This window comes from Mycobacterium sp. E2479, assembly GCF_001667925.1.
Lineage (GTDB): Bacteria > Actinomycetota > Actinomycetes > Mycobacteriales > Mycobacteriaceae > Mycobacterium.
The window spans coordinates 80,396-101,041 of record NZ_LZJR01000086.1; the positions used below are offsets into that span (position 1 = coordinate 80,396).

The window sequence follows — 20,646 nt, forward strand, 5'->3', positions numbered from 1 at the left end:
GCCGCGGGCGTTTCCCACCCTCCGGTAGGGGCGTGCGATCAGCCCATCGCCGCGTAGAGGTCGGCCAGCAGGCCCGCGGTGGTACGGAAGTCCATGCACTGGTCGGTCACGGACTGGCCATAAGTCAGCTCGCCGCCGCCGAGCGATTGGGCGCCGGCCACCAAGAAGCTTTCCAGCATCAGACCGGCGATACCGCGCTCGCCGGCGGCAAGGCGTGCGGCCACCTCCGCGGTGACCTCGGCCTGTCGCTCATGGTCTTTGGCGGAGTTGGCATGGGAGCAGTCGATCATGACTTGGGTGGAAAGCCCTGCCTGGCTCAGCAGCTCGATCGCGGCGGTCACCGAGGCGGTGTCGTAATTGGGCCCGGCCGTGCCGCCTCGAAGGATCACGTGACAGTCGGGATTGCCGACGGTCTCGATGATGGCCGCGCGACCGACGTCGTCGGTACCGAAGAAATGGTGTGCTGCCGCAGCGGCTTTGACGCCGTCGATGGCGACCTGGATGTTGCCGTCGGTGCCGTTCTTGAACCCGACAGGCATGGACAGGCCGGACGCCAGCTGGCGGTGTACCTGCGACTCGGTGGTCCGGGCGCCGATCGCGCCCCAGGCGACGGCGTCGGCGATGTACTGCGGGCTGGTGGGCTCCAGGAATTCACATCCCACCGGCAGGCCAACGTCGATGATGTCGAGCAATAGCCCACGCGCAATGCGGATTCCACGTTCGACGTCGAAGCTGCCATCCATGTTGGGATCGTTGATCAGTCCCTTCCATCCGATGGTGGTGCGCGGCTTTTCGAAGTAGACCCGCATCACGATCTTCAGTCGGTCCACGTACTCGGCCGCGATCGGCGCAAGCCGGCGCGCGTAGTCGAGCGCGGCGACGGGATCGTGCACCGAGCAGGGTCCGACGACCAGTAACAGCCGGTCGTCACCGCCGGCCAGGATCGCCGAGATCTCGTCGCGGTCTCGTTGGACGGCCCGCGCACGTCGAGCCGTCAACGGCATCTCGGCGCGGATCACGGCCGGAGCCGAGAGTTCGCGAAACGAAACGATGCGATGATCGGACGTATCGGTGGCCGTCTTGTCGCACTTGAGGATGGACATGGAGGGTGTGTGCCTTTCTCTGCCGGCTGCCAGGGCACGCCCGCTGATTCCCGATGCCCTGAAAAGCGAAAAGCAGCGACCTTGTGGTCACTGCTGGGCTCCGGGTATCAGTCGTGCGGTTGCGTCAACCAGACGCTGCATCGCCGGCTCCACCCGGAGCCACGATAAAGCGCCAGTACGCGCGCACGCCGATGTTCACGTCGGCGAAGATACCACGCTAAGGCGGGAGCGTTGAGCGCCGGGGTGCGCGCAATCAGCGCAGATCGAGCGCGGCGATCTGATCGAGGAACGCGCGCGCGGGCGCCGACGCGCTCGCCATACGAAACCGCCCGCAGTCAAGAGCGGACGCACGAAAGGAGAATTGTGGCTCACGCCCTCTTCGCGAACGTCATCGCGCCCGAGGACATCGTTTGGCACGAGACCGATCTCGGTCCGAACTTTTGGATAAGCGACGAGCTGGTCGGCACGGAGTACTCCACGCTGTTCAGCGCGCAGCTGACGAAGTTCGGCCCCGGTGGCGGATCCGCACCGCATCACCACGACTACAACCACGCGTTCTACTTTTTCAGCGGCACCGGCCGCGTACAGCTTGGTGAGCAGTTCTGGGAGACCAAGCCGGGTACCGTGGTCAAGGTTGCTGCGAACGTCGTACACAGTCTCGTCAACGCCGGCGCCGACGACCTGGTGTTCCTCGTGGTCTACGACCCTCCGCATGTAGCAACGGATTAGCCGCCATCGTCTGCGCGCAACGCATCGATCAGTCGGTCCATCACCGCACCGGCGTCCGCGCGGGCCTTACGCTGATCGTCGGCGCGCGCGATGTAGAGCGTCGCCTCGCGCAGCGCCCCCATGATCGTCAGGGCGGTCGCCTCGACGGGCTGGTGTGGGATGCTGCCGGACTCGATGGCGTCGGTGAGTAGCCCGGTCACGAATCCGATGTTGTAGCGCTGTCCGATGTCGCTCCAACGTTCCCAACCCAGGATCGCCAACGCCTCGAGCAGCACGATGCGCTGGATCTCGGGTTCGGCGCACGCGTCTAACCAAAGACCTGAACAAAGTCGCATGATCTCGACCGGATCGGAGTGCCCCGAGGCCGCGACGGCCTCCCCCATCCGAGCGGCCATCTCACCCTCCACTCGCTCGAATACCGCCGCGAATAACTCTGTCTTGTCAGCGAAATGGTGGTACAGCGCTCCGCGCGTCACCCCCGCGTTGCGGACGATCGTTTCCAAGGATGCGTCGGCGAATCCCACCGACGCAAACAACGGCCGGGCGGCACCGATCAACGCATCGCGCGTCTCGGCCGCACGCTCGGCCTGCGTGCGGCGACCATCCTTCGCCATCAACCCGTACCTTTCACACCTGCGTATGCATTTTCATACATACCGTATGAAAGGTCCGCGACCCTGCTACCGGCCGATGTGGCGTCGCGGTTTGCGGCCGCCTCAGAACACCCTGAGCCGGCGAACGATATCCAGCGATGACGGATCACCCTCGGTCTGCACGCCCAGATCCTCCCATGTGCCGCGCTGGGTGACCCACCGTACAAAGACCTGCGAATCGGTCGTGATACGCGCCGCGACCTCGGGGCGCTCGCCGATATGCAGGGTTCGCCCGCACAGCCCGTCGAGGCTTACCTCTACGCTGGCGGGTAAGTCGTTGAGCAGGCGCACATTCTGTTGCGGCAGTGCCGCTTCAATCCAGTCAAGAGTGGGGGCAAGCCGCAACTCGTCGACGGGCGGGGCTTCTCCCTGCAATGGCCCATCCGGCGGGAAGAGGTCATATCGCACGTGAATGAAGGACTCGAAGACAAAGGTCGTCGGCACGACCGAAGCCGGATAGGTCCCGACGTCCCCTATAGGTATGTCGATCTCCTGAGTCTCGATCGCGGCCAGTACCTCCAGCCCTTGCGCACTGACCGATTCATAGTCGGCCACCACCTCTTTGGGTGTCATCGAACGTCGCGAGGCGACATAGAGATCCGCGGCGCGTTCGGCAGGTAATTCACCAGGGCTGGGCAGTGTCGACGGATCGACGGCCAGCCAGAAGCTGCATGCCATGTGCGACAAAAGGTCCTGCACCGACCAGCCGGCGCATCCACTGTCTTTCTCCCACATCGCATCCGGCAGCTGCGAGCACAGCTCCAAAACGATCTCGCGTTCTTCCACTATGGCGTCGAGCGTGGCACCCATATAACCCAACCTTTCAGATACATACCGTATGTATGAACATACACACTGTATGTATGAGGTCAAGAGCTCGGTTGCGGGAAGTAGCGCCGCACGGGACTACGACCTCAAGCAACGGATCTAAGACCGCTCTGTCAGCCGGCGTCACGGCCTCGCTGACGCCGGGTACTCGGGGAGCCAACGCACCGCGGCGATGCGTTCGCTGAGTTCCCCGTCGCTGCGCGCAGGGGCGACGCCGTCCGCGACGGCTTGCACGGCGACGGCGTGCGCGATCCGGACGGCGACATCGGGCACGTCTGACCATGCGGGCAACAGCGGCTGGTCGGGGTCGGTGAGGGCCGGCGAGGCCTCGCCCAAGGTCTCTGCGGCGACCCGCAACATCTCGTCGGTGACCCGGGTCGCCTGAGCCGCGGTGACGGCGAGCCCCATCGCAGGGAAGATATAGACGTTATTGCATTGGGCTACGGCGTGTTCCGTGCCGTTTCGGTGTAGCGGCGCGAAGGGTGACCCGGTGGCGATCAGGGCGCGTCCGTCGGTCCAATGGTCCAATTCCGCTGGGTGCGCCTCGGCTCGGCTCGTCGGGTTGGACAGCGGGAAGATGATCGGTCGTTCCGCCTTGCTTGCCAGTTCGCGCACGATGCTCTCGGTGAAGGCACCCGCCGCGGTCGACAGGCCGAGGAGCACGCCCGCCTCGACATGGTGAACGACATCGGCGAGCTGCGCGGGCCCTGACAGGCCCCATCCCGCTACACGACCGGCCGGCTGCGCGAACTCGCGCTGGGCACCGGAGAGGTCGGTGCGGTCATCGGTGAGCAGGCCAACCACGTCGACGACCCAGATGCGCTGTGAGGCAGCCTGTTCGGATAACCCCTCGTTCACCATTTGACGACGAATCATGTCCAGCACCCCGATACCGGCCGAGCCGGCGCCCAGCATGACGACCTGTTGCTGAGAAAGCGGACGGCCGGCGACTTTGGCGGCGCCGTGCAACGCGCCGACGGTGACGGCGGCCGTCCCCTGGATGTCATCGTTGAAGGTGAGCAGTTTGTCGCGGTAGCGGGCCAAGATCGGCAGGGCGTGCGTGGTCGCGAAGTCCTCCCACTGCAGCAGCACGTTGGGAAGATGTTTGCGGACGGCGGCGACAAACTTGTCGATGAACGCGTGGTAGTCGTCGTCGCCGACGCGCCGGTGCCGCCAGCCCAGGTATTGGGGATCGTCGAGGAGCTCGCTGTTGTCGGTGCCGACGTCGAGCACGATCGGAAGCGTCCGCGCGGGGTCGATGCCACCGATCAGGGTGTAGAGCGACAGCTTTCCGATCGGAATGCCCATTCCCCCGATGCCCTGGTCACCCAGGCCGAGAATGCGCTGACCATCGGTCACCACGATCACATCGACCTCGCGCTGCGGCCGATTGTTCAGCACCTCGTCCAGGCAATCACGTTCGGCGTAGGAAACGAACAACCCCCGCGGCCGCCGGTAGATCTCGCTGAAACGCTGGCAGGCCTCACCCACGGTGGGCGTGTACACGATCGGCAGCGCTTCGGCGATGTGGTCGTGCAACACGCGATAAAACAGGGTCTCATTGCGGTCCTGCAACGCCCGCAGATAAATGTGTTTATCGAGATCGTCACGCCGAGTAGAGAATTCATGCCAGCAATGCTCGGCTTGCTGCTCGAGCGTCTTCACCGCCGTCGGCAGTAGACCCAGAAGACCCAGTCGCCGCCGCTCGGCCTCGGTGAAGGCGGTGCCTTTGGTGGTCAACGCATCGAACAGTCTGGCCGGCCCGCGGAGCTCATCGGGCATCGTCAACCTCCCTTCTCTGGGAATTTCACGGCCAGGCGGAGTATCGAAACCATCATCGACGATCGAGGGTGCTTTGTCTGCGCATAACCGATGTCACCGCGCCACCGCAGCTGGGCCGCCTGACCCAACGTGAGATCGACGCCAGGACGGCCGTCATGAATGGGCGAGTCGCTGATCGTCATCACGAGAACCACCCGAATGATCGCGAGCCCCTGACGCGGGCGTGGCATCGCAGCTGGTAGCGTAAGCGGCACTGTGAGTTTCAGAGTTGCAAAGCCTTCACGGTGGTCACGACGGCAATCTGCGTCGGCCATCGTTGCTGCACTGGCCCTACTCGCAGCTGCGTTCGGTTGTGGGGCTTTGCAAGCCGAGACGACAACCGACACGATGCAGCCGGGGGTGGTGGCATCATCGGCCGGCACCGTTTCGGACGGGATGCAGCTCACCAACGACTCGGTTCCTGTCCGGCGTCTCGGCGTTGGCCCCAGCGTGAACGATGACAAGGCGTTCAAAGGCAGCGGGTTAAAGCGGGGTCGGCCAACCACTTTGGCGCTTTCCACGCCACGCTCGCCCGGATCTGCGGTACCGCCGATGACGGGGTTTGTTCGGTCTCAGCAGCGGCCCGATGGACCCCCGCGCGCGCCGGCATCTACCCGCGTTGAGCAGAACCTTCTGATTCGATTCTGCGTCGCCCGCTGCTGATCAAGCACTACGGCTTTTCGGCGAGCTACGCCATGGCGCCAGCTTGAGCGAATAACCGCAATAGGGTTCGCGTGCTCGGCGCAGACTGATCCGCTTGTCATGGCAATTTGGGTCGACGCGATCTTCGCTATCGAAGCCACATTCGCCCGCAATCGGTTTGCCGGTTCGGCCGAACCCCAAGGCCACGCCGCGAACCGCCAGCGATGTGGTTCGTCGCGCCGCCTTTGCGCGACGGCTGGGCGATTTCAATCATTCACCACCTGCTCGGACTACTGACCGCATGTTGTGTGCGACGGCACCAACGTCCACCGCGATGCCATGAATCGGCGAGGTCAACCAAGACGGGCACCAAGAAATTAGGGATGGACATGGATTTTGGCGCATTGCCGCCCGAGATCAACTCGGGGCGGATGTACGTGGGGCCCGGGCCCGCAAGTTTGCTGGCAGCCGCCGCCGGTTGGGAGTCGCTGGCCGCGGAGCTGACTGACGCCACTAGCGGCTACCACACCGTAATCGCGGCCCTTACCGACGAGTTTTGGTCTGGACCGGCGTCGATGTCGATGGCGGCCGCGGTAATGCCCTACATCGCCTGGATGACGGCGACCGCCGAGCAATGCGGGCAGGCGGCAACGCAGGCCACGGCCGCCGCAGCAGCATTCGAAACCGCGTACGCGGTGACGGTGCCACCTCCTCTGATCGCCGCAAACCGCGCTCGGTTACTGGCATTGATTCAGACAAACATCTTCGGGCAGAACACCCCGGCCATCATGGCGGCCGAGGCCGAGTACGGCGAGATGTGGGCCCAGGACGCCGCCGCGATGTACACCTACGCCGCTAATTCCGCTGCGGCATCGAGGCTTTCGCCGGTAGTGCCGCCACCGCAGTCGACCAATCCAGCCGGCCCCGCCGGACAGCTCGGCGCCGTCACCCATGCAGCAGCCCAGTCCGGTACTGGCGCACAGTCAACGACGACGCAATGGGCCTCGACGGTGCCCCAGACTTTGCAAGGCCTCTCAACTCCCGGCTCATCCTCGACTGCCGGCTTATCACAGGCGGCGATGGGCACGGGAGCGTCGCTGGGATCCTCGGGAGCCTCCGCCCCACTCAGCTCACTGTCGGGTGTGACCGGGGCCTCCGGGAAGGGTGCGACCAAGACCGTGAGCAGCGGTGCGGGCGCCGCCTCGGGAGCGGCCTCGGCGCTCGCCGCTGCCCCCGCGGCGGACGGTGCCGCGGCGGGGCTGGCCTCCGAGGCGGCCGGGTACGGCGCCGACGGCGCCGGTCTGATCGCCGACGGCGGTGGTATCGGGATCGACCTCTACGGCCTCGATCTGGACTACCAGGGATTGGCGCTGGACGAAGCGGGCGCCGGGTCCATCTTGGGGGCCGAGGGCGTCCAGGGCATAGCCGGCTTGGGAGGCACGGGCGCCGCGGCCGGTTTGGGAGGCCTCGAGCCCCTGGCGGGATTGGGTCAGGGCGCCTCGGCGAGCGTGGGCCAAGCCAGTTCGCTGAGCACCTTGTCCGTACCCCCGAGTTGGGCGACGACGGTTTCGTCGGTCGCCCCGCTTCCGGGGCTCAACAGCGGTGCCATGCCGGGCGGGTGGGCCGTCGCACCCGGGGCATCGCCGGGCACCGCAGTGTCCAAGCTGCCGTTGGGCGGCATGGTCGGGCGCGAATCGGAGGGAGCGGTTCAGCGCGTCGGCATGCGCGTCTCGCTCATTCCGCATTCGCCGGTGGGCGGATGACCCGCCCGTGTGAAGGCCGAAGCCGGCGAGAGGTGACCTACCCGGCTGCAGACGCACATGGAGGAGCAAAAGATGCCCGACCGGGTGTTATCCGCCGAACTGATGCGCCAACACCGCGAAATAGGCACCGCTATCGAATGTTTCATCGACGCACTCGATCGCGGCAACCGGCAGCCCGAGCTACTGAGGGCGACGATGGATGCGCTGCGTCGGCACATTTACCTCGAGGAGATCTTCCTGTTCCCGCCGATTCGAAAGGCCGGAATAATGATGCCCGTCTTCGTGATGATGCGTGAACACGGCGAGCTGTGGCGGACGATGGAAACCCTCACGCAGCTGCTTGCTGACGGAACAGGCAGCCCGCGGCTTGAGGACACTTGCGAAGAGCTGCTGGACCGCCTCCACAAGCACAACTTCAACGAGGAGCCGGTCGTATATCTGCATGCCGACTACGATTTTCCGGCGCCAACGAGCGCGCAGCTGACCCGCTTCGTCGACACGGGCCGCATTCCCGATGGCTGGGTGTGCCAGCAGGCGGGCACGAAACGCACACGGTAACCGGCTATTGCGGCTTGCCTTTCGATCCTCGCTGCCTCCACCGAGCCGGTCACCCGGGGCGATACGGCACTTCCCTGACGTTCTCTCTGAGTAGCGCGCTCCATCAGCCTCAGCGCGCGACAAGGATGTCGAGTTCTGGCGTGTCCGAGCCTGTCAGCCGTCGGTGCATGGCCCAGGCGATCCGGGCGCCCTGGATCTTCGCGCGTTCGGCGTTGGGTCCCCGGAACATCGCGTCGACGGTGTCAGTCCACATGGTCAGCCAGCGGACAAAATGACGGCTGCTCAACGGGACTCTTTGATGGACGCGGCGATGGGCGTGCAATGCGCTGCCTTTGTACAGGCCGGCGCGGAACAGCACAGTCTCCCAGAAGTCGGCCATCACCGGGATGTGCGATTCCAGACCTGTCAACCGCAACTCCGTGAAGGGCTCGGCGAGGACGTCGTCGGCCATCACCCGGCCGTAGAACCGGCGCAGCAGCGCCTCCACGTCCGCGCGGACGCACACGTCGGAGACCGCATGGCCCACAGGGTTAGAGAGCTCACTCATCCGTGATCACCCTGGCAAGACACAACTCGGGTTCGACGAAGGGCTCCAGCTCGGCTCGCATCCCCGGCGCGGAGCCAACCGACTTTTGCGGACCTGCCAGGCCCCGCAGCAGCCCCCGGTGCAAGGCGCACGTCACCTCCGGGTGAGCACGGGCCAGATCACGAACCGGGCAGCTGTGCAGGCGAATTGTCCGCTGGTTGCCGCGGGTCGATTTTTTGGTGGGAACCAACTCGGGACCGAATCCCATCCGGTCGAACACCGCCGTGATCGTCGCCGACCGCTCGTCAGCCGCCTCCCTCGATGCAGAACCGCCTGGAACATGTTGCCCCGCAGCGTCTTCGTGCGGACTCTCATCAGCGATTCGCTCGGCCCATCGCCGACCGGCGGCTTCGGCGCGGCGACGCCGCTTGTCGGCGGTATCGCCGAGTTCAAATGCCAATATCTCGGCAAGCACCCGATAGTCCAGCCGCTCGCGCACCGCACGGTATCCGGTGCGGGGACGACCCACACCGGTGCGCGTGATCCGGGTACGTTCGACGAGTCCCTCACCGCACAGCGCGTCGAGATGGAAGCGCACCGTGGTCGTGTGCAGCCCGAGGCGAGCGGCGAGTTCGACTGCATCAACTGGTTCGTCGTGCGCACGCACCAGTTCGAGAACTCGCTGGCGCTGCCGGTTACGCCCCAAGCGATGCGATCGTCCGGCCTCGTCCTCGTGGTGCTCACCCAACGCATCCATCCTCTCGTCCGGTTGCCTAACAGCTATTTAAAGGATATTATTCATTCATAATAGCACGGAAGGCCCGGGCCGTCTCCGGTAACGAACGACATTCGGGCAGTAGGGAAGCCGGAGGTGCGCCGTGTTGGACACGATGGTGGAAACCAAGGTCATGGTGAACGTGGTCCGGCTGGCCTGTCGCGCCCCGTCGCTGTACAACACCCAACCCTGGCTGTGGGTGGCCGACGGCGATTGGCTGGACCTGTTTCTCGATGCGAGCCGTGTCGTGCACACGGATCGATCAATGCGAGAGGCCCACATCAGCTGTGGCGGGGCGCTCGAACACCTCCGGGTGGCGATGGCGGCCGCGAGCTGGATTGCAGACGTCGAGCGATTTCCCGACTTGGGCAACCCTACGCACCTCGCGCGGGTGAAATTCGCCCCCGCAGACGAGGTGACCGACCGTCAGCGTAGCCGCGCCGACGCGATCCTGAAACGCCGGAGCGACCGGCTTCCGTTCCTCGCACCGATCGACTGGGAATCGTTTGAGACCGTGCTACGCGGCAGGATCGATACCAGCTCGGTGCGATTAGACGTATTACCGGAAGAGGTGCGTCCGCGCCTTGCCGAAGCCGCCGCATTCACCGAGTCGCTGCGCCTGTATGACTCCGCGTACCATCTCGAACTCGATTGGTGGACAGCGCCCTTCGAGGTATCGGAAGGCATACCTTATAGCTCCCTGGTTTCGGCGGCCGAATCGGATCGGGTAGGAGTCAATCGCCACTTTCCCTTCACCCGCAATCTGGACAGGCGCGCCGGGGTGACGCGGGATTTCTCGAAGATCTTGATGCTGTCCACCGACGATGACAGCCACGCCAACGCGTTTGCCTGCGGCGAGGTGCTCTCGCGTGTCCTACTGGAATGCACCATGGCCGGCTTGGCCACCTGTCCGGTGTCGCAACTGACGGAACTTTCGGTCAGCCGTGAACTGCTCGCGGCCCTCACGGATCACATCGACCTGCCCCAGGTCCTCGTCCGCGTGGGTATCGCACCGGCTCTCGACGGCGCACCACCCCCCACGCCGCGGCGTGCGCTGGCCGACGTGTTGCGACTGGCGAGTTGAGTCTCGGCGGTGGCAGCGGCCACTCCCGCTGAACCGCCCCGTTGACTACGGTGGTGAAGAGTCGCCGACAAACCGGTGAGGTGAATGCGATGGCGTCGAACAGCTTTGGAACCCTGGATCGGCTCACGGTCGATGAGAAGACGTACGTCATCCACCGCCTGAACCGCATCGACGGTGCGGAGAAGTTGCCCTACAGCCTGAAGGTCTTGTTAGAGAACCTATTACGCAACGAGGACGGCCGGCTAGTGACCGCCGACCAGATCAGCGCACTGGCGGGCTGGGATCCCGCGGCCGAGCAGGGCCGGGAGGTGGCCTACACCCCGGCACGGGTGCTGATGCAGGACTTCACCGGGGTGCCGTGTGTGGTGGATTTGGTGGCGATGCGCGACGCGATCGCCGAGCTCGGCGGCGACACCAACCGCATCAATCCACTCTGCCCGACCGAGCTGGTGATCGACCACTCGGTGATCGCCGACGTCTTCGGCCGCCGGGATGCGTTCCGGATCAATGCCGAACTGGAGTTCGAGCGCAATGCCGAGCGGTACCAGTTGCTGCGTTGGGCGCAGCAGGCGTTCGACGACTTCTCGGTGGTGCCCCCGGACACCGGCATTTGCCACCAGGTCAACCTCGAATATCTGGCACGAGTGGTGTTCACCCGCGACAGTGCGGACGGACCGCTGGCCTACCCCGACACCCTGGTCGGCACCGACTCACACACCCCGATGGTCAACGGTCTAGGTGTATTGGGCTGGGGTGTCGGCGGCATCGAGGCCGAGGCTGCCATGCTCGGCCAGCCGATGAGCATGCTGGTCCCGCCGGTCGTCGGCCTCAAGCTCAGCGGCGAACTGCCGGCCGGAACCACCGCCACCGACCTGGTCTTGACCGTGGCCGAACTGCTGCGCCGCACCGGCGTGGTGGGCAAGTTCGTCGAATTCTTCGGCGCCGGTGTGGCAAATGTGCCGCTGGCCAATCGGGCCACCATCGGCAACATGAGCCCGGAGTACGGCGCGACCTGCGCGATCTTCCCCGTAGACGACGTCACGTGCGACTACCTGCGGCTGACGGGCCGTTCCGCACACGAGATCAAGCTGGTGGAGGCCTACACCAAAGAACAGGGCATGTGGCACGACCCCGACCACGAGCCGGCGTACTCCCAGATCCTCGAGCTGGACCTGGGCAGCGTCGAGCCGTCGATCGCCGGGCCGAAGCGTCCGCAAGACCGCATCCCCCTGCGGCTCGCCCCGCATGCAGTCTGTGCGTTGCTCGGGGGCGCGGAGACAACAGAAGCAGCCTTGTCGGATCTCGATGAGGCGTCAGCGGACTCTTTCCCGGCCAGTGACCCGATCGCCTTCGGCCGCACCAGCAGCCCCAAGGGCAAACCGCGCACACCGAACACCGACTGTGCCGAGGATGAATGGCCGTCGACTGCCGTGGCCGTCGAACTCGCCGACGGCACCCGCACCGAGGTGGACAACGGCCACGTGGTGATCGCCGCGATCACCTCATGCACCAACACGTCCAACCCGTCAGTAATGATCGGCGCGGCACTGCTGGCGAAAAGGGCAGTGGAGAGGGGCCTGGCCACCAAGCCCTGGGTCAAGACCTCGCTGGCGCCCGGTTCCCGCGTGGTTACCGACTACTACGAAAATTCCGGGCTCACAGCGTATTTGGACAAGCTTGGATTCAATCTGGTGGGCTACGGTTGCACCACCTGCATCGGCAATTCGGGGCCGCTGATCCCCGAGGTGAGCCAAGCGGTGATCGACAACGACCTGACCGTCTGCTCAGTGCTGTCGGGCAACCGCAACTTCGAGGGCCGCATCCACCCGGAAACCCGGATGAACTTCCTGGCTTCCCCGCCGCTGGTGGTGGCCTACGCACTGGCTGGCACCTTGCACACCGACCTGCTTGTCGATCCGATCGGTACCGGCAGCGACGGCGAACCGGTGTATCTGCGCGATATCTGGCCTTCGGCCGAGGAGGTCGACGCCGTCGTGCGCGACAACTTGCGGGCCGAGATGTTCGCCGAGAGCTACGCAGACGTGTTCGCCGGCGACGAGAACTGGCGATCCCTGCCGGTCCCCGACAGCGACACCTTCCAATGGGACGCCACCTCGACCTACGTGCGTCAGCCGCCCTACTTCGACGGCATGACGCGCGAACCCCAGCGAGTCGGCGACATCACCGGCGCGCGGGTGCTGGCCAAACTGGGCGACTCGGTCACCACCGACCACATTAGTCCGGCGGGGTCGATCCGGTTTGACTCGCCGGCCGGAAAGTACTTGTCCGAGCACGGGATTGAGCGCAAGGACTTCAACTCCTACGGATCGCGGCGGGGCAACCACGAGGTGATGATCCGCGGCACGTTCGCCAACATCCGGCTGCGCAACCAGCTCGCACCGGGCACCGAAGGCGGTTTCACCCGCGACTTCACCCGGCCCGACGGCCCGGTGGCGACCATCTACGACGCCTCGGTGAACTACATCGCCGCCGGCACTCCCCTGGTCATCCTTGCCGGCAAGGAGTACGGCTCGGGCTCGTCGCGGGACTGGGCGGCCAAGGGCACCCTGCTGCTGGGGGTGCACGCGGTGCTGGCGGTGTCCTACGAGCGCATCCATCGGTCCAACCTGATCGGCATGGGCGTGTTGCCGCTGCAGTTCCCGGACGGACAAGGCGCCGACTCGTTGGGCCTCACCGGTGAGGAAACCTTCGACATCACCGGGGTGAGCGCATTCAACGACGACCTGCCCCGCAGCGTGCACGTCAAAGCCGGCGACATCGAGTTCGACGCCAAGGTACGCATCGACACCCCGGGCGAGGCCGACTACTACCGGCACGGCGGCATCATGCAGTACGTGCTGCGAAAGCTGCTCGGCAAAACGTGATCCAAACCTCTGGCCGGACGAAATAATTCGATAAGGAGACGCTCATGGCGGACGGCATCTACCCGCAGGCCACCCAGGAGATCTACAACCGTCGCAAGAAACTCGCCCCGCACACCCACGAGGCGTTCGAAAAGTTTTCCCGCGCGGTGTTCGCCGAGGGCGCGCTACCGGAAAAAACCAAACAGCTCATTGCCGTCGCGGTGGCACACACCACCCAGTGCCCGTACTGCATCAAGGGCCACACCAAGCTCGCCCACCGCAAAGGCGCCAGCGACGAGGAGATCATGGAAGCCGTCTGGGGGGCCGCCGAAATGCGGGCCGGCGGTGCATACGCCCACTCCACCCTGGCCCTCGAGGAACTCGCCAAATAGCACGCATGCCTTTCCCCGCCGCAGTCATCGCCAAGATCGAGACGGTTCCACTGAGTATCCCGCTCAGGGCGGGCAGCACACCCGGAGCCTCCCTCTGGGGAGACGCGCTGTCGGCGGCAGACTCACTGCTCGTCAAGGTGACAACGCGCGACGGAGTGGAAGGCTGGGGCGAAGCGTTTGGTTTTCGTGCCGTCGATTCGGCCAAACTTGCCGTCGACGAACTGATTACCCCGCTGTGCATCGGCCAGGATGCCTCGCGGATCGGGACCCTGATGCTGGGGGTTCAAAAGAAGCTGCACGTTTTCGGGCGCGGCGGCGCCTTGACCTATGGGCTCTCGGCGGTGGACATCGCCTTGTGGGACATCGCCGGTAAACTCGCCGATGCTCCCGTGTCTGTGCTCCTCGGTGGCGGAGCAGCCAGCTTGCCTTGCTATGCGAGCCTGGCCTGCTATTCCGATCCCTCACTGGTCCGCGTCGTGGTTCGACAGGCGATCGACGCCGGCTTCCGCGTAATCAAGCTGCACGAAGCGGGTATGTCGGCAATACGCGCGGCCCGCGAGGAAGCCGGCCCCGACATCGAGCTCATCGTGGACGCGGGCTGCCCCTGGACCTTGGCCGAAGCCGGTGCTGTCGCCGAAGAACTCAGGGCGCTGCGACTCAAGTTTCTCGAGGAGCCCCTGTGGCCGCCGGAGAATTTCGACGGTCTGGCCGAACTGCGACGAACCACGGGCATCCCAATCTCGTCCGGCGAAAACGTTTCCACCCTAATGGAATTCGAGCGAATGCTGGCCGTGGGGGCCGTGGACTTCGTTCAACCGAGCCCGGCCAAGATGGGAGGCATCAGCGAGTTGTGCAAGGTCTTTCCGCTAGCGGCCGTCCACAACATCCCGGTGATGACGCACTCCTTCTACGACGGCCCCGGGTTACTCGCGGCGCTTCATGCGACGGCTGCGCTGGGCAGCGCCGACTCCATGATCGAGTGGCGCCGGTTCGGTCTGGAAGCGTCCATCTACGGCGACGCCCTCGCGCCGAGGGAAGGCCGGATTTCCGTCCCGCGGGGACCGGGACTGGGAATCGAGCCCGATCCCGACGTTGTGAGCGCTTACCGCCGGCGAACGAAGCCATGACGATGGTCCGTCACGAGGGATCGCTCCGACCAACGCGCGAGCTGACGGCCTAGAGTTTACACAAACAAGGTTGTATAAATACCTAATAAGCATAAGAAGGGATCGCCGAATATGAGCATCGCGGAACGGGCAGCGCGGACCACATGGGAAGGCACCCTGGCGTCGGGCGAAGGCAAGTTGTCGCAGGGCAGCAGTGGAGCCCTGGACGGCCTGCCGCTGACTTGGGCCTCCCGCACCGAGCAACCCGGCGGCAAGACCAGCCCGGAAGAACTGGCCGCGGCGGCGCACTCGTCGTGCTTCTCGATGGCGTTGGCCTTGAAATTGGGCGAGAACCAGACTCCGCCACAGCGCCTCGAGGTCACCGCCACCGTGACCCTGGACGCGGTCGATAAAGTTCCGACGATCACCACGTCGCAATTGAAGGTAAGGGCAAGCGTTGCCGGGCTGGATGCCGAATCTTTTGCCGCCGTGGTCGATCAGGCCGCCGCTCTGTGTCCGGTATCGCGATTGTTCGCCGGTGCGACGATCAGTGTCGACGCCGCGCTCGATCAGACGGCACCCGACTGACGCGGAGGAGACACCAATGGCCAGCCTGACGCTATCTACCGAGCTGACACGAGAACACCACGAAATCGATGATGCGATAAAGGGTTTCATCGAAAAACTTGACTGCGGCAGCCTGCAGCGCGAACTATTGACCGACACCCTCGAAGCGCTGCGCCGGCACATCTACCTCGAGGAGGTCTTCCTGTTCCCGCCGCTTCGGGAGGGCGGGATCGTGATGCCGATCTTCGTGATGATGCGCGAGCACGGTGAGCTGTGGCACACCATGGGCACGCTGACGGACCTGCTTGCTGACGGGAACGACAGTCAGCGACTGAGGGATACCTGCACCCAACTGCTGGATCAACTTCACCAGCACAACTCCAAGGAGGAGCCGGTCATCTACCCGAACGCCGACACCGACCTGCCGCCGCAAACGAGTGCGGAGCTGACCCGGTTCATCGAAACCGGGCGCACTCCCGAGGGATGGGTGTGCCAACAGGCGAGCGCGTGAGGTTTCTGGTCTGACGGTCTATCCGACGAGCTGCCGAAGTATCGAAGGAGGATGCTCGATGCGCGTGCTGGTGGAAATGCGAGCGTTGTGAGGGCGGTGCCCGTCTGTGTGAACATTGCGCCCGAGGTGTTCGAGCTCGACGATGACGAGTAAACCGTCGTCTTGACCGACCCGATCACCGTCATCAGGAACCGCTTGCCGAGCGGGCGGCGCGTGCCCTCGCGCGGCGACATCCCGCGAAGATCAGCAGCAGCTAGTCTCGTCAGCCTACGAACCTCTGACTCGAAGGGGCCGCAGGCGATCTCGGCTCCATTCGAATCACATTGATAACAGGAGTATTTGGGCTATCAAGGCTCCTTTTCTGCGTGACGCATCATAGCCACACGGTCTGCGGAGGCGCGACGTGGTTAGACGTTGGCGACGAGTGACAGCCCTCGACGGCCATGTATTCGTTTGCGTTGCTTGCTGATCGCTACCAGACGTGCCACCGCCTGTTCGATTCCGCGAGCCAACGCATCAATGTCGGATACGGCTTCGTAGTCTGCGAGGACGCCAAAAAACAGGTCCTCGGCATAGCTCAGCATTGCCACCCCGGTTCGCAATTGCATCGCAATCGGCGGGACCGGGAACACACTGACCACCGGCCGGTCCATGAGTCGCAGTGGCTGACGGGGCCCGGGGACGTTCGTTGCGAGGGTGGTCACGCCGCGCTGCGGTAGCTGGATCAACAACCGGACCGCCCATGCGGTCAGGGGAAATGGAATGCGATTGGCCATCGACACGAATGCATGACCCGCCTGCCGCTGGCCGTTTGACTTCGTACGGTCCAAGCGGGAATGGACGGTCCGCAGCCGCTCTATCGGGTGCTCCTCGTCGACCGGTAGGTAGGGCAGCATCACCGATACGCGGTTATCCGTCTTGTCCAACGCCTCGGCAGTCCGCATCGACACCGGCACCAGCGCGCGAAGCGCATCCGGAAGCGGCTCTTCGCCCCTCTGCACAAGGGTGTTGCGGTAGCTCTCCGTGATTGCGGTCAGCGCAACGTCATTGATGGTGACATCGAAGGTTGCGCACACCTGCGCGACGTCGGCGAGGGGCACCCGCGCGACGCCGTAGCGGCGCAGCGTGGTTATCGGTCCGTTGAGGGACGTCGTTGTGGGGCGTAGCAAGCCGGCGGCGATCTGCGCGGCACCCAGGGCCGTGCGGGCGGCGGTGGCCGTCATGGCGGTCGTCGTATGCCACACTCCACCCAGTATGTTCCGTGGGTTGAAGCCCGGCATGGTCCGTGAGATTCGTTGCGCTTCAGATTCTTTAGTGGCGTGGATAGAGCTTAAGAAGCTCTCATGGGTGCCGCTGGGATCGGGGTCGCACAGCCCGACAAGCATGTGGGTGGCCGCGATTCCGTCGGCCATGCAGTGGTGAATCTTGGTGAGCATCGCCCACCGGTTTTCGCTGAGCCCTTCGATGATCCAGATTTCCCACAGCGGACGATCCCGGTCGAGGCGCCGGGAAATCACGTCGGCAGCCAGCTGGAACAACTCCCGGTCATCGCCGGGCCGCGGCAGCGCGATGTGCCGTACGTGACGGCCCAGGTCGAAGTCCGGATCGTCCACCCATTCGGGTGCACCGAGGTCGAAGGGACGAGTGCGCAGGCGCTGTCCGAATCGGGGGCACATCCGGACCCGTTGAGCAAGAGTCGCCATCAGCGCCTCACGGTCTGGGATCGGCCCCCCGATGACCGCCAGGCCGCCGATCGCCAAACTCACGTGCCGGTCCGCGTCCTCCGCCTTCAGAAAGCCGGCGTCAAGCGTTGTCAGTTGATCCACGGCCGCCACCTCCCAACTTATCTGCAACTAGTGGTAACACCAATCTTCCGTCGCCCGTCGCCGTGACACCAGGGCCAAAAGTCCCCGAAGTCGAGGCGCTCGTGCACCCGGCAGCGTCAGACAACTTCATGTTCCGTGACTCAAAGGCGGTCTGGCGCTGTGCATTAAGCATCAACGCCATCGGGTCAGACGGTGCTGTCACCATCGTGGCCTTGTCATCCCGAGCGACCTTTCTCCAGTTGCTCCGCGCTATTTAAAGGATACTATTCATTTATAATGGGGTATGCGCAAGAGGAGGTCGGTCACACCGGAAGCCGGACGCAGTCGTGTTCGATACGCGGCCGACCGCCGAAATCAGGGTGGGTGACGGATAGTGCGCTCTTTCATGAGATCTCGGAGGCGGGCGATTCTTCGGAGGTACTTGCGCAAGGCGTGGCGATGAACCCCGGGACCGGCACCGAACCGGCCTGCCTACGTTCTCAATCCTTGGGATCCCAGCGCTGCCGTCCGCACTGGCGATGACACCTTGCGTGGCGGTATACACATTCAGGTATCCGAGAGGCCTCACGTGATCTAACTCTGGGTATCTCCCGCGTACTTCTCGACGAGCCCCCGCTTGTAGAGCTTCCCGGCGTCAGTCCGCGGTAACTGCGTCTCGAAATGCAGCGACCGCGGACACTTGTAGTGCGCCATGCGATTCCGTAGCCATGCAATGAGTTCCTCGGCAAGTCGGCCCGACGCCCGGGCGGGATCCGCCAACTGCACGACGGCTGTCACCGACTGTCCCATCACCGGATCCGGCACGCCGAACACTGCGGCGTCGACCACGAGTGGGTGACTGATGAGAAGATTTTCGGTCTCCTGCGGGTAGATGTTTACTCCGCCGGAGATGATCATGTGGTTGCGGCGATCGGTGAGGTACAAGTAACCCTCGTCATCGAGGTAGCCGACGTCGCCAACCGTGACCCACCCTTCGGGACTGCGGGCCGCAGCCGTTTTGGCTTTGTCATTGAGGTACTCAAACGGGTAACCGCCCTCATAGTAGATTTCACCGACTTGCCTCGGCCCGAGTTCGGTGCCCTCCTCATCGAGGATGTGCGGTGTACCAACCATGGGTCTGCCCACGGATCCTGGATGCGCCAGCCAGTCGTCGGCTCGGATGAACGAGATTCCGGCGCCTTCCGATGACCCGTAGTACTCGTCGACGATCGGCCCCCACCAGTCGATCATCTGGCGCTTGATCTCGGGCGGACACGGGGCAGCGGCGTGGACGACGCGTCGCAAAGTCGATAGGTCGTAGCGCATCCGAGTTTCGTCGGGCAGCCGCAGCATTCGCACGAACATTGTCGGTACGAACTGTGCGTGCGTGACGCCATGGCGCTGGATGGCCTCGAGCGCGTGTTCGGCGTCGAACTTCTCCATCAGAACCGTTGTGGCGCCCGCGGCCTGCGCCGCCATTGTCCACATGGCCGGCGCGGTGTGGTAGGTCGGGGCAGGGCTCAAGTAGATCGAGTCGTCGCGCACCCCGAGGGCCTCGAAGACGGGCGTCGACAGATTCGAAAGACCCGCGCCGCGTGGGGCCGGCGGCCGGCGGATTCCCTTCGGGCGACCGGTGCTGCCCGCGGAATACTGCAAAAGCTGACCATCGCTTTCATCGGCGATCGGTGTCGCAGGTTCGGCCGCCACGCATTCGGGATAGCGCAGCCAGCCTTCCAGGTCATCGTCGGCAATCAGCGCAACCGGTGGTAGACCGGCGGGCAGGTGCCCGGGCAATTCACGACACACACCCCGCATCACCCGTGAGGAGATGATGGCCTTCGCTCCACTATCTGCCACGATGTAGGCGATCTCGGAGTGGCTCAGATGCGTGTTGACAAGCGTGTAGTACAACCCGCTTCGCTTGGCGGCCCACATCGCGGCGTGGATGCGCGCGTTGTTCTCCATGAGCACTGCGACGGTGTCGCCGGCGACCAGGCCCGAACGTCGCAGGAAATGGGCCAGCCTATTAGCGCTGGCTTCGAGGTCCGCGAAGCTCACGATGGTGCCGGAATAGTGAAGGACCACAGCGGGTTTGGTGGACGTTGCGTGATCACGCAACTGCATGAAGGCCCCTCTGGCTCTGGCGGAGAAATGTGTTCGCGTCCGTGGCGCCGCGGAACGCTTCGACAAGCGGTGACAAGACCTCGACAGCGCAATCGCCGTCCGCAGGCACCGCGGCGGTGCCCGGGCATCGGGGAGCCCGGCAGCGATCAGTGCCGGGCCCGACGCTTCCGACGCCGTCACATCTTCTTCCAGGGTTGATCCCAATGATCGATCGCCGCGACCTCGCTAAGCGGTTTGCGCCGCACCGGATGATGGCCGCCCTTGGGCCAGCCCACCGTAAGCAGGGTTGCGATCTTCCAGTCGTCGGGAATGCCGACCATGGACCGCAGCTGGTCCTCGCAAGACCCGTGCCACAGGGTGATCGCCGCGCCTAGTCCTTGTGCGCGAGCGGCCAGGAGGAAGTTTTGCACCGCGGGAAAGATCGAGCCCCCCTGCTGTAGCTCAGTGGTTCCTCGCTGTGGCTGGACACAGAACAGCACTAGCACTGGGGCCGCACCACCAACGCTCATGTGCTCAGCCATCGTTCGCAAAACGCGTGATTTGGGATCGTCAGCCCCGTTGTCGGGCACCGATATCCGATAGAACTCGGTCATAACGTCCCATGTCCGGTGGGCCGCCTCCGTGACCAGATCGCGCACCCTGCTCGACCTCAAGAGGACGAATTTCCACGGCTGCTGATTGCCTCCGGACGGAGCCCAACTCGCCGCACGCAGACAGGTGTCGATGACCTCGTCCGAGACAGGATCGTCACGATAGCGCCGCACGGCCGACGCGGTGCGCATGACCTCCCACAGG

General features: G+C 64.5%; 18 protein-coding genes. 9 read left to right on the forward strand and 9 right to left on the reverse strand.

Going from position 1 to position 20,646, the window contains the following annotated elements:
* Positions 1-38: 38 nt before the first annotated feature.
* A complete protein-coding gene (locus A5686_RS12565; RefSeq protein ID WP_067934518.1) occupies positions 39-1,103 on the reverse strand; it encodes a 3-deoxy-7-phosphoheptulonate synthase in 1,065 nt (354 codons plus the stop codon).
* Positions 1,104-1,466: 363 nt separating this feature from the next.
* Between A5686_RS12565 and A5686_RS12570 the strand changes: the two genes are divergently transcribed.
* On the forward strand, positions 1,467-1,832 hold the full coding sequence (locus tag A5686_RS12570; protein WP_067934521.1) for a cupin domain-containing protein: 366 nt from the start codon (positions 1,467-1,469) through the stop codon (positions 1,830-1,832).
* Here A5686_RS12570 and A5686_RS12575 read toward each other — a convergent pair.
* The 3 genes from A5686_RS12575 to A5686_RS12585 all read right to left on the reverse strand — a co-directional run bounded on the left by A5686_RS12575 (position 1,829) and on the right by A5686_RS12585 (position 5,095).
* Complete coding sequence (locus tag A5686_RS12575; protein WP_067934522.1) at positions 1,829-2,446, reverse strand: TetR/AcrR family transcriptional regulator; 618 nt, start codon at positions 2,444-2,446, stop codon at positions 1,829-1,831. The genes A5686_RS12570 and A5686_RS12575 overlap by 4 nt on opposite strands.
* A 102-nt stretch (positions 2,447-2,548) precedes the next feature.
* The gene (locus A5686_RS12580; RefSeq protein WP_082947612.1) at positions 2,549-3,295 is read right to left on the reverse strand and encodes a DinB family protein; all 747 of its coding nucleotides are present in this window, start codon (positions 3,293-3,295) and stop codon (positions 2,549-2,551) included.
* A gap of 141 nt (positions 3,296-3,436) precedes the next feature.
* The gene (locus tag A5686_RS12585) at positions 3,437-5,095 is read right to left on the reverse strand and encodes an NAD-dependent malic enzyme (protein WP_067934524.1); all 1,659 of its coding nucleotides are present in this window, start codon (positions 5,093-5,095) and stop codon (positions 3,437-3,439) included.
* Between the two features lie 1,070 nt (positions 5,096-6,165).
* On the opposite strand from A5686_RS12585, the gene A5686_RS12595 reads away from it, so the two are divergent.
* Both A5686_RS12595 and A5686_RS12600 read left to right on the forward strand, forming a co-directional pair.
* A complete protein-coding gene (locus A5686_RS12595) occupies positions 6,166-7,539 on the forward strand; it encodes a PPE family protein (protein WP_067934723.1) in 1,374 nt (457 codons plus the stop codon).
* Positions 7,540-7,611: 72 nt separating this feature from the next.
* Positions 7,612-8,097: a hemerythrin domain-containing protein gene (locus A5686_RS12600; protein ID WP_067934725.1), complete on the forward strand. Its 486-nt coding sequence runs from the start codon at positions 7,612-7,614 to the stop codon at positions 8,095-8,097.
* Positions 8,098-8,206: 109 nt separating this feature from the next.
* Here A5686_RS12600 and A5686_RS12605 read toward each other — a convergent pair whose 3' ends face one another.
* Complete coding sequence (locus A5686_RS12605; protein ID WP_067934527.1) at positions 8,207-8,644, reverse strand: group III truncated hemoglobin; 438 nt, start codon at positions 8,642-8,644, stop codon at positions 8,207-8,209.
* Complete coding sequence (locus A5686_RS12610; RefSeq protein WP_067934726.1) at positions 8,637-9,371, reverse strand: metalloregulator ArsR/SmtB family transcription factor; 735 nt, start codon at positions 9,369-9,371, stop codon at positions 8,637-8,639. The genes A5686_RS12605 and A5686_RS12610 overlap by 8 nt, the downstream gene beginning before the upstream one ends.
* A 130-nt stretch (positions 9,372-9,501) precedes the next feature.
* Here A5686_RS12610 and A5686_RS12615 point away from each other — a divergent pair, with 130 nt between their 5' ends.
* From A5686_RS12615 to A5686_RS12640, 6 genes are all read left to right on the forward strand, one after another.
* Positions 9,502-10,482, forward strand: coding sequence for a nitroreductase family protein (locus A5686_RS12615; protein ID WP_067934529.1), 981 nt, complete (start codon positions 9,502-9,504; stop codon positions 10,480-10,482).
* Positions 10,483-10,571: 89 nt separating this feature from the next.
* A complete protein-coding gene (locus A5686_RS12620; RefSeq protein WP_067934728.1) occupies positions 10,572-13,367 on the forward strand; it encodes an aconitate hydratase in 2,796 nt (931 codons plus the stop codon).
* A gap of 44 nt (positions 13,368-13,411) precedes the next feature.
* A complete protein-coding gene (locus tag A5686_RS12625) occupies positions 13,412-13,738 on the forward strand; it encodes a carboxymuconolactone decarboxylase family protein (protein ID WP_067934531.1) in 327 nt (108 codons plus the stop codon).
* A gap of 5 nt (positions 13,739-13,743) precedes the next feature.
* Entirely contained in the window at positions 13,744-14,865 is a 1,122-nt protein-coding gene (locus A5686_RS12630) for a mandelate racemase/muconate lactonizing enzyme family protein (RefSeq protein WP_067934532.1), read from the forward strand.
* 111 nt (positions 14,866-14,976) lie between these two features.
* Complete coding sequence (locus A5686_RS12635) at positions 14,977-15,432, forward strand: OsmC family peroxiredoxin (RefSeq protein WP_067934534.1); 456 nt, start codon at positions 14,977-14,979, stop codon at positions 15,430-15,432.
* 16 nt (positions 15,433-15,448) lie between these two features.
* Positions 15,449-15,922: a hemerythrin domain-containing protein gene (locus A5686_RS12640; protein ID WP_067934535.1), complete on the forward strand. Its 474-nt coding sequence runs from the start codon at positions 15,449-15,451 to the stop codon at positions 15,920-15,922.
* Positions 15,923-16,329: 407 nt separating this feature from the next.
* On the opposite strand, the gene A5686_RS12645 is transcribed toward A5686_RS12640, so the two are convergent.
* The 3 genes from A5686_RS12645 to A5686_RS12655 all read right to left on the reverse strand — a co-directional run bounded on the left by A5686_RS12645 (position 16,330) and on the right by A5686_RS12655 (position 20,633).
* Positions 16,330-17,748: a wax ester/triacylglycerol synthase family O-acyltransferase gene (locus A5686_RS12645; protein ID WP_067934730.1), complete on the reverse strand. Its 1,419-nt coding sequence runs from the start codon at positions 17,746-17,748 to the stop codon at positions 16,330-16,332.
* A gap of 573 nt (positions 17,749-18,321) precedes the next feature.
* Positions 18,322-19,851, reverse strand: a complete 1,530-nt coding sequence (gene fadD4, locus A5686_RS12650) for a fatty-acid--CoA ligase FadD4 (RefSeq protein WP_067934537.1) — start codon at positions 19,849-19,851, stop codon at positions 18,322-18,324.
* Between the two features lie 176 nt (positions 19,852-20,027).
* Positions 20,028-20,633: a nitroreductase family protein gene (locus A5686_RS12655; RefSeq protein WP_067934539.1), complete on the reverse strand. Its 606-nt coding sequence runs from the start codon at positions 20,631-20,633 to the stop codon at positions 20,028-20,030.
* Positions 20,634-20,646: the final 13 nt, after the last annotated feature.

Excerpts from the sequence above, each read along its gene's own strand:
- A5686_RS12565 (WP_067934518.1), bottom strand. The coding sequence starts at position 1,103 with ATGTCCATCCTCAAGTGCGACAAGACGGCCACCGATACGTCCGATCAT.
- A5686_RS12575 (WP_067934522.1), bottom strand. The coding sequence starts at position 2,446 with ATGGCGAAGGATGGTCGCCGCACGCAGGCCGAGCGTGCGGCCGAGACG.
- A5686_RS12580 (WP_082947612.1), bottom strand. The coding sequence starts at position 3,295 with ATGGGTGCCACGCTCGACGCCATAGTGGAAGAACGCGAGATCGTTTTG.
- A5686_RS12585 (WP_067934524.1), bottom strand. The coding sequence starts at position 5,095 with ATGCCCGATGAGCTCCGCGGGCCGGCCAGACTGTTCGATGCGTTGACC.
- A5686_RS12595 (WP_067934723.1), top strand. The coding sequence starts at position 6,166 with ATGGATTTTGGCGCATTGCCGCCCGAGATCAACTCGGGGCGGATGTAC.
- A5686_RS12600 (WP_067934725.1), top strand. The coding sequence starts at position 7,612 with ATGCCCGACCGGGTGTTATCCGCCGAACTGATGCGCCAACACCGCGAA.
- A5686_RS12605 (WP_067934527.1), bottom strand. The coding sequence starts at position 8,644 with ATGAGTGAGCTCTCTAACCCTGTGGGCCATGCGGTCTCCGACGTGTGC.
- A5686_RS12620 (WP_067934728.1), top strand. The coding sequence starts at position 10,572 with ATGGCGTCGAACAGCTTTGGAACCCTGGATCGGCTCACGGTCGATGAG.
- A5686_RS12625 (WP_067934531.1), top strand. The coding sequence starts at position 13,412 with ATGGCGGACGGCATCTACCCGCAGGCCACCCAGGAGATCTACAACCGT.
- A5686_RS12630 (WP_067934532.1), top strand. The coding sequence starts at position 13,744 with ATGCCTTTCCCCGCCGCAGTCATCGCCAAGATCGAGACGGTTCCACTG.
- A5686_RS12635 (WP_067934534.1), top strand. The coding sequence starts at position 14,977 with ATGAGCATCGCGGAACGGGCAGCGCGGACCACATGGGAAGGCACCCTG.
- A5686_RS12640 (WP_067934535.1), top strand. The coding sequence starts at position 15,449 with ATGGCCAGCCTGACGCTATCTACCGAGCTGACACGAGAACACCACGAA.
- fadD4 (WP_067934537.1), bottom strand. The coding sequence starts at position 19,851 with ATGCAGTTGCGTGATCACGCAACGTCCACCAAACCCGCTGTGGTCCTT.
- A5686_RS12655 (WP_067934539.1), bottom strand. The coding sequence starts at position 20,633 with ATGCGCACCGCGTCGGCCGTGCGGCGCTATCGTGACGATCCTGTCTCG.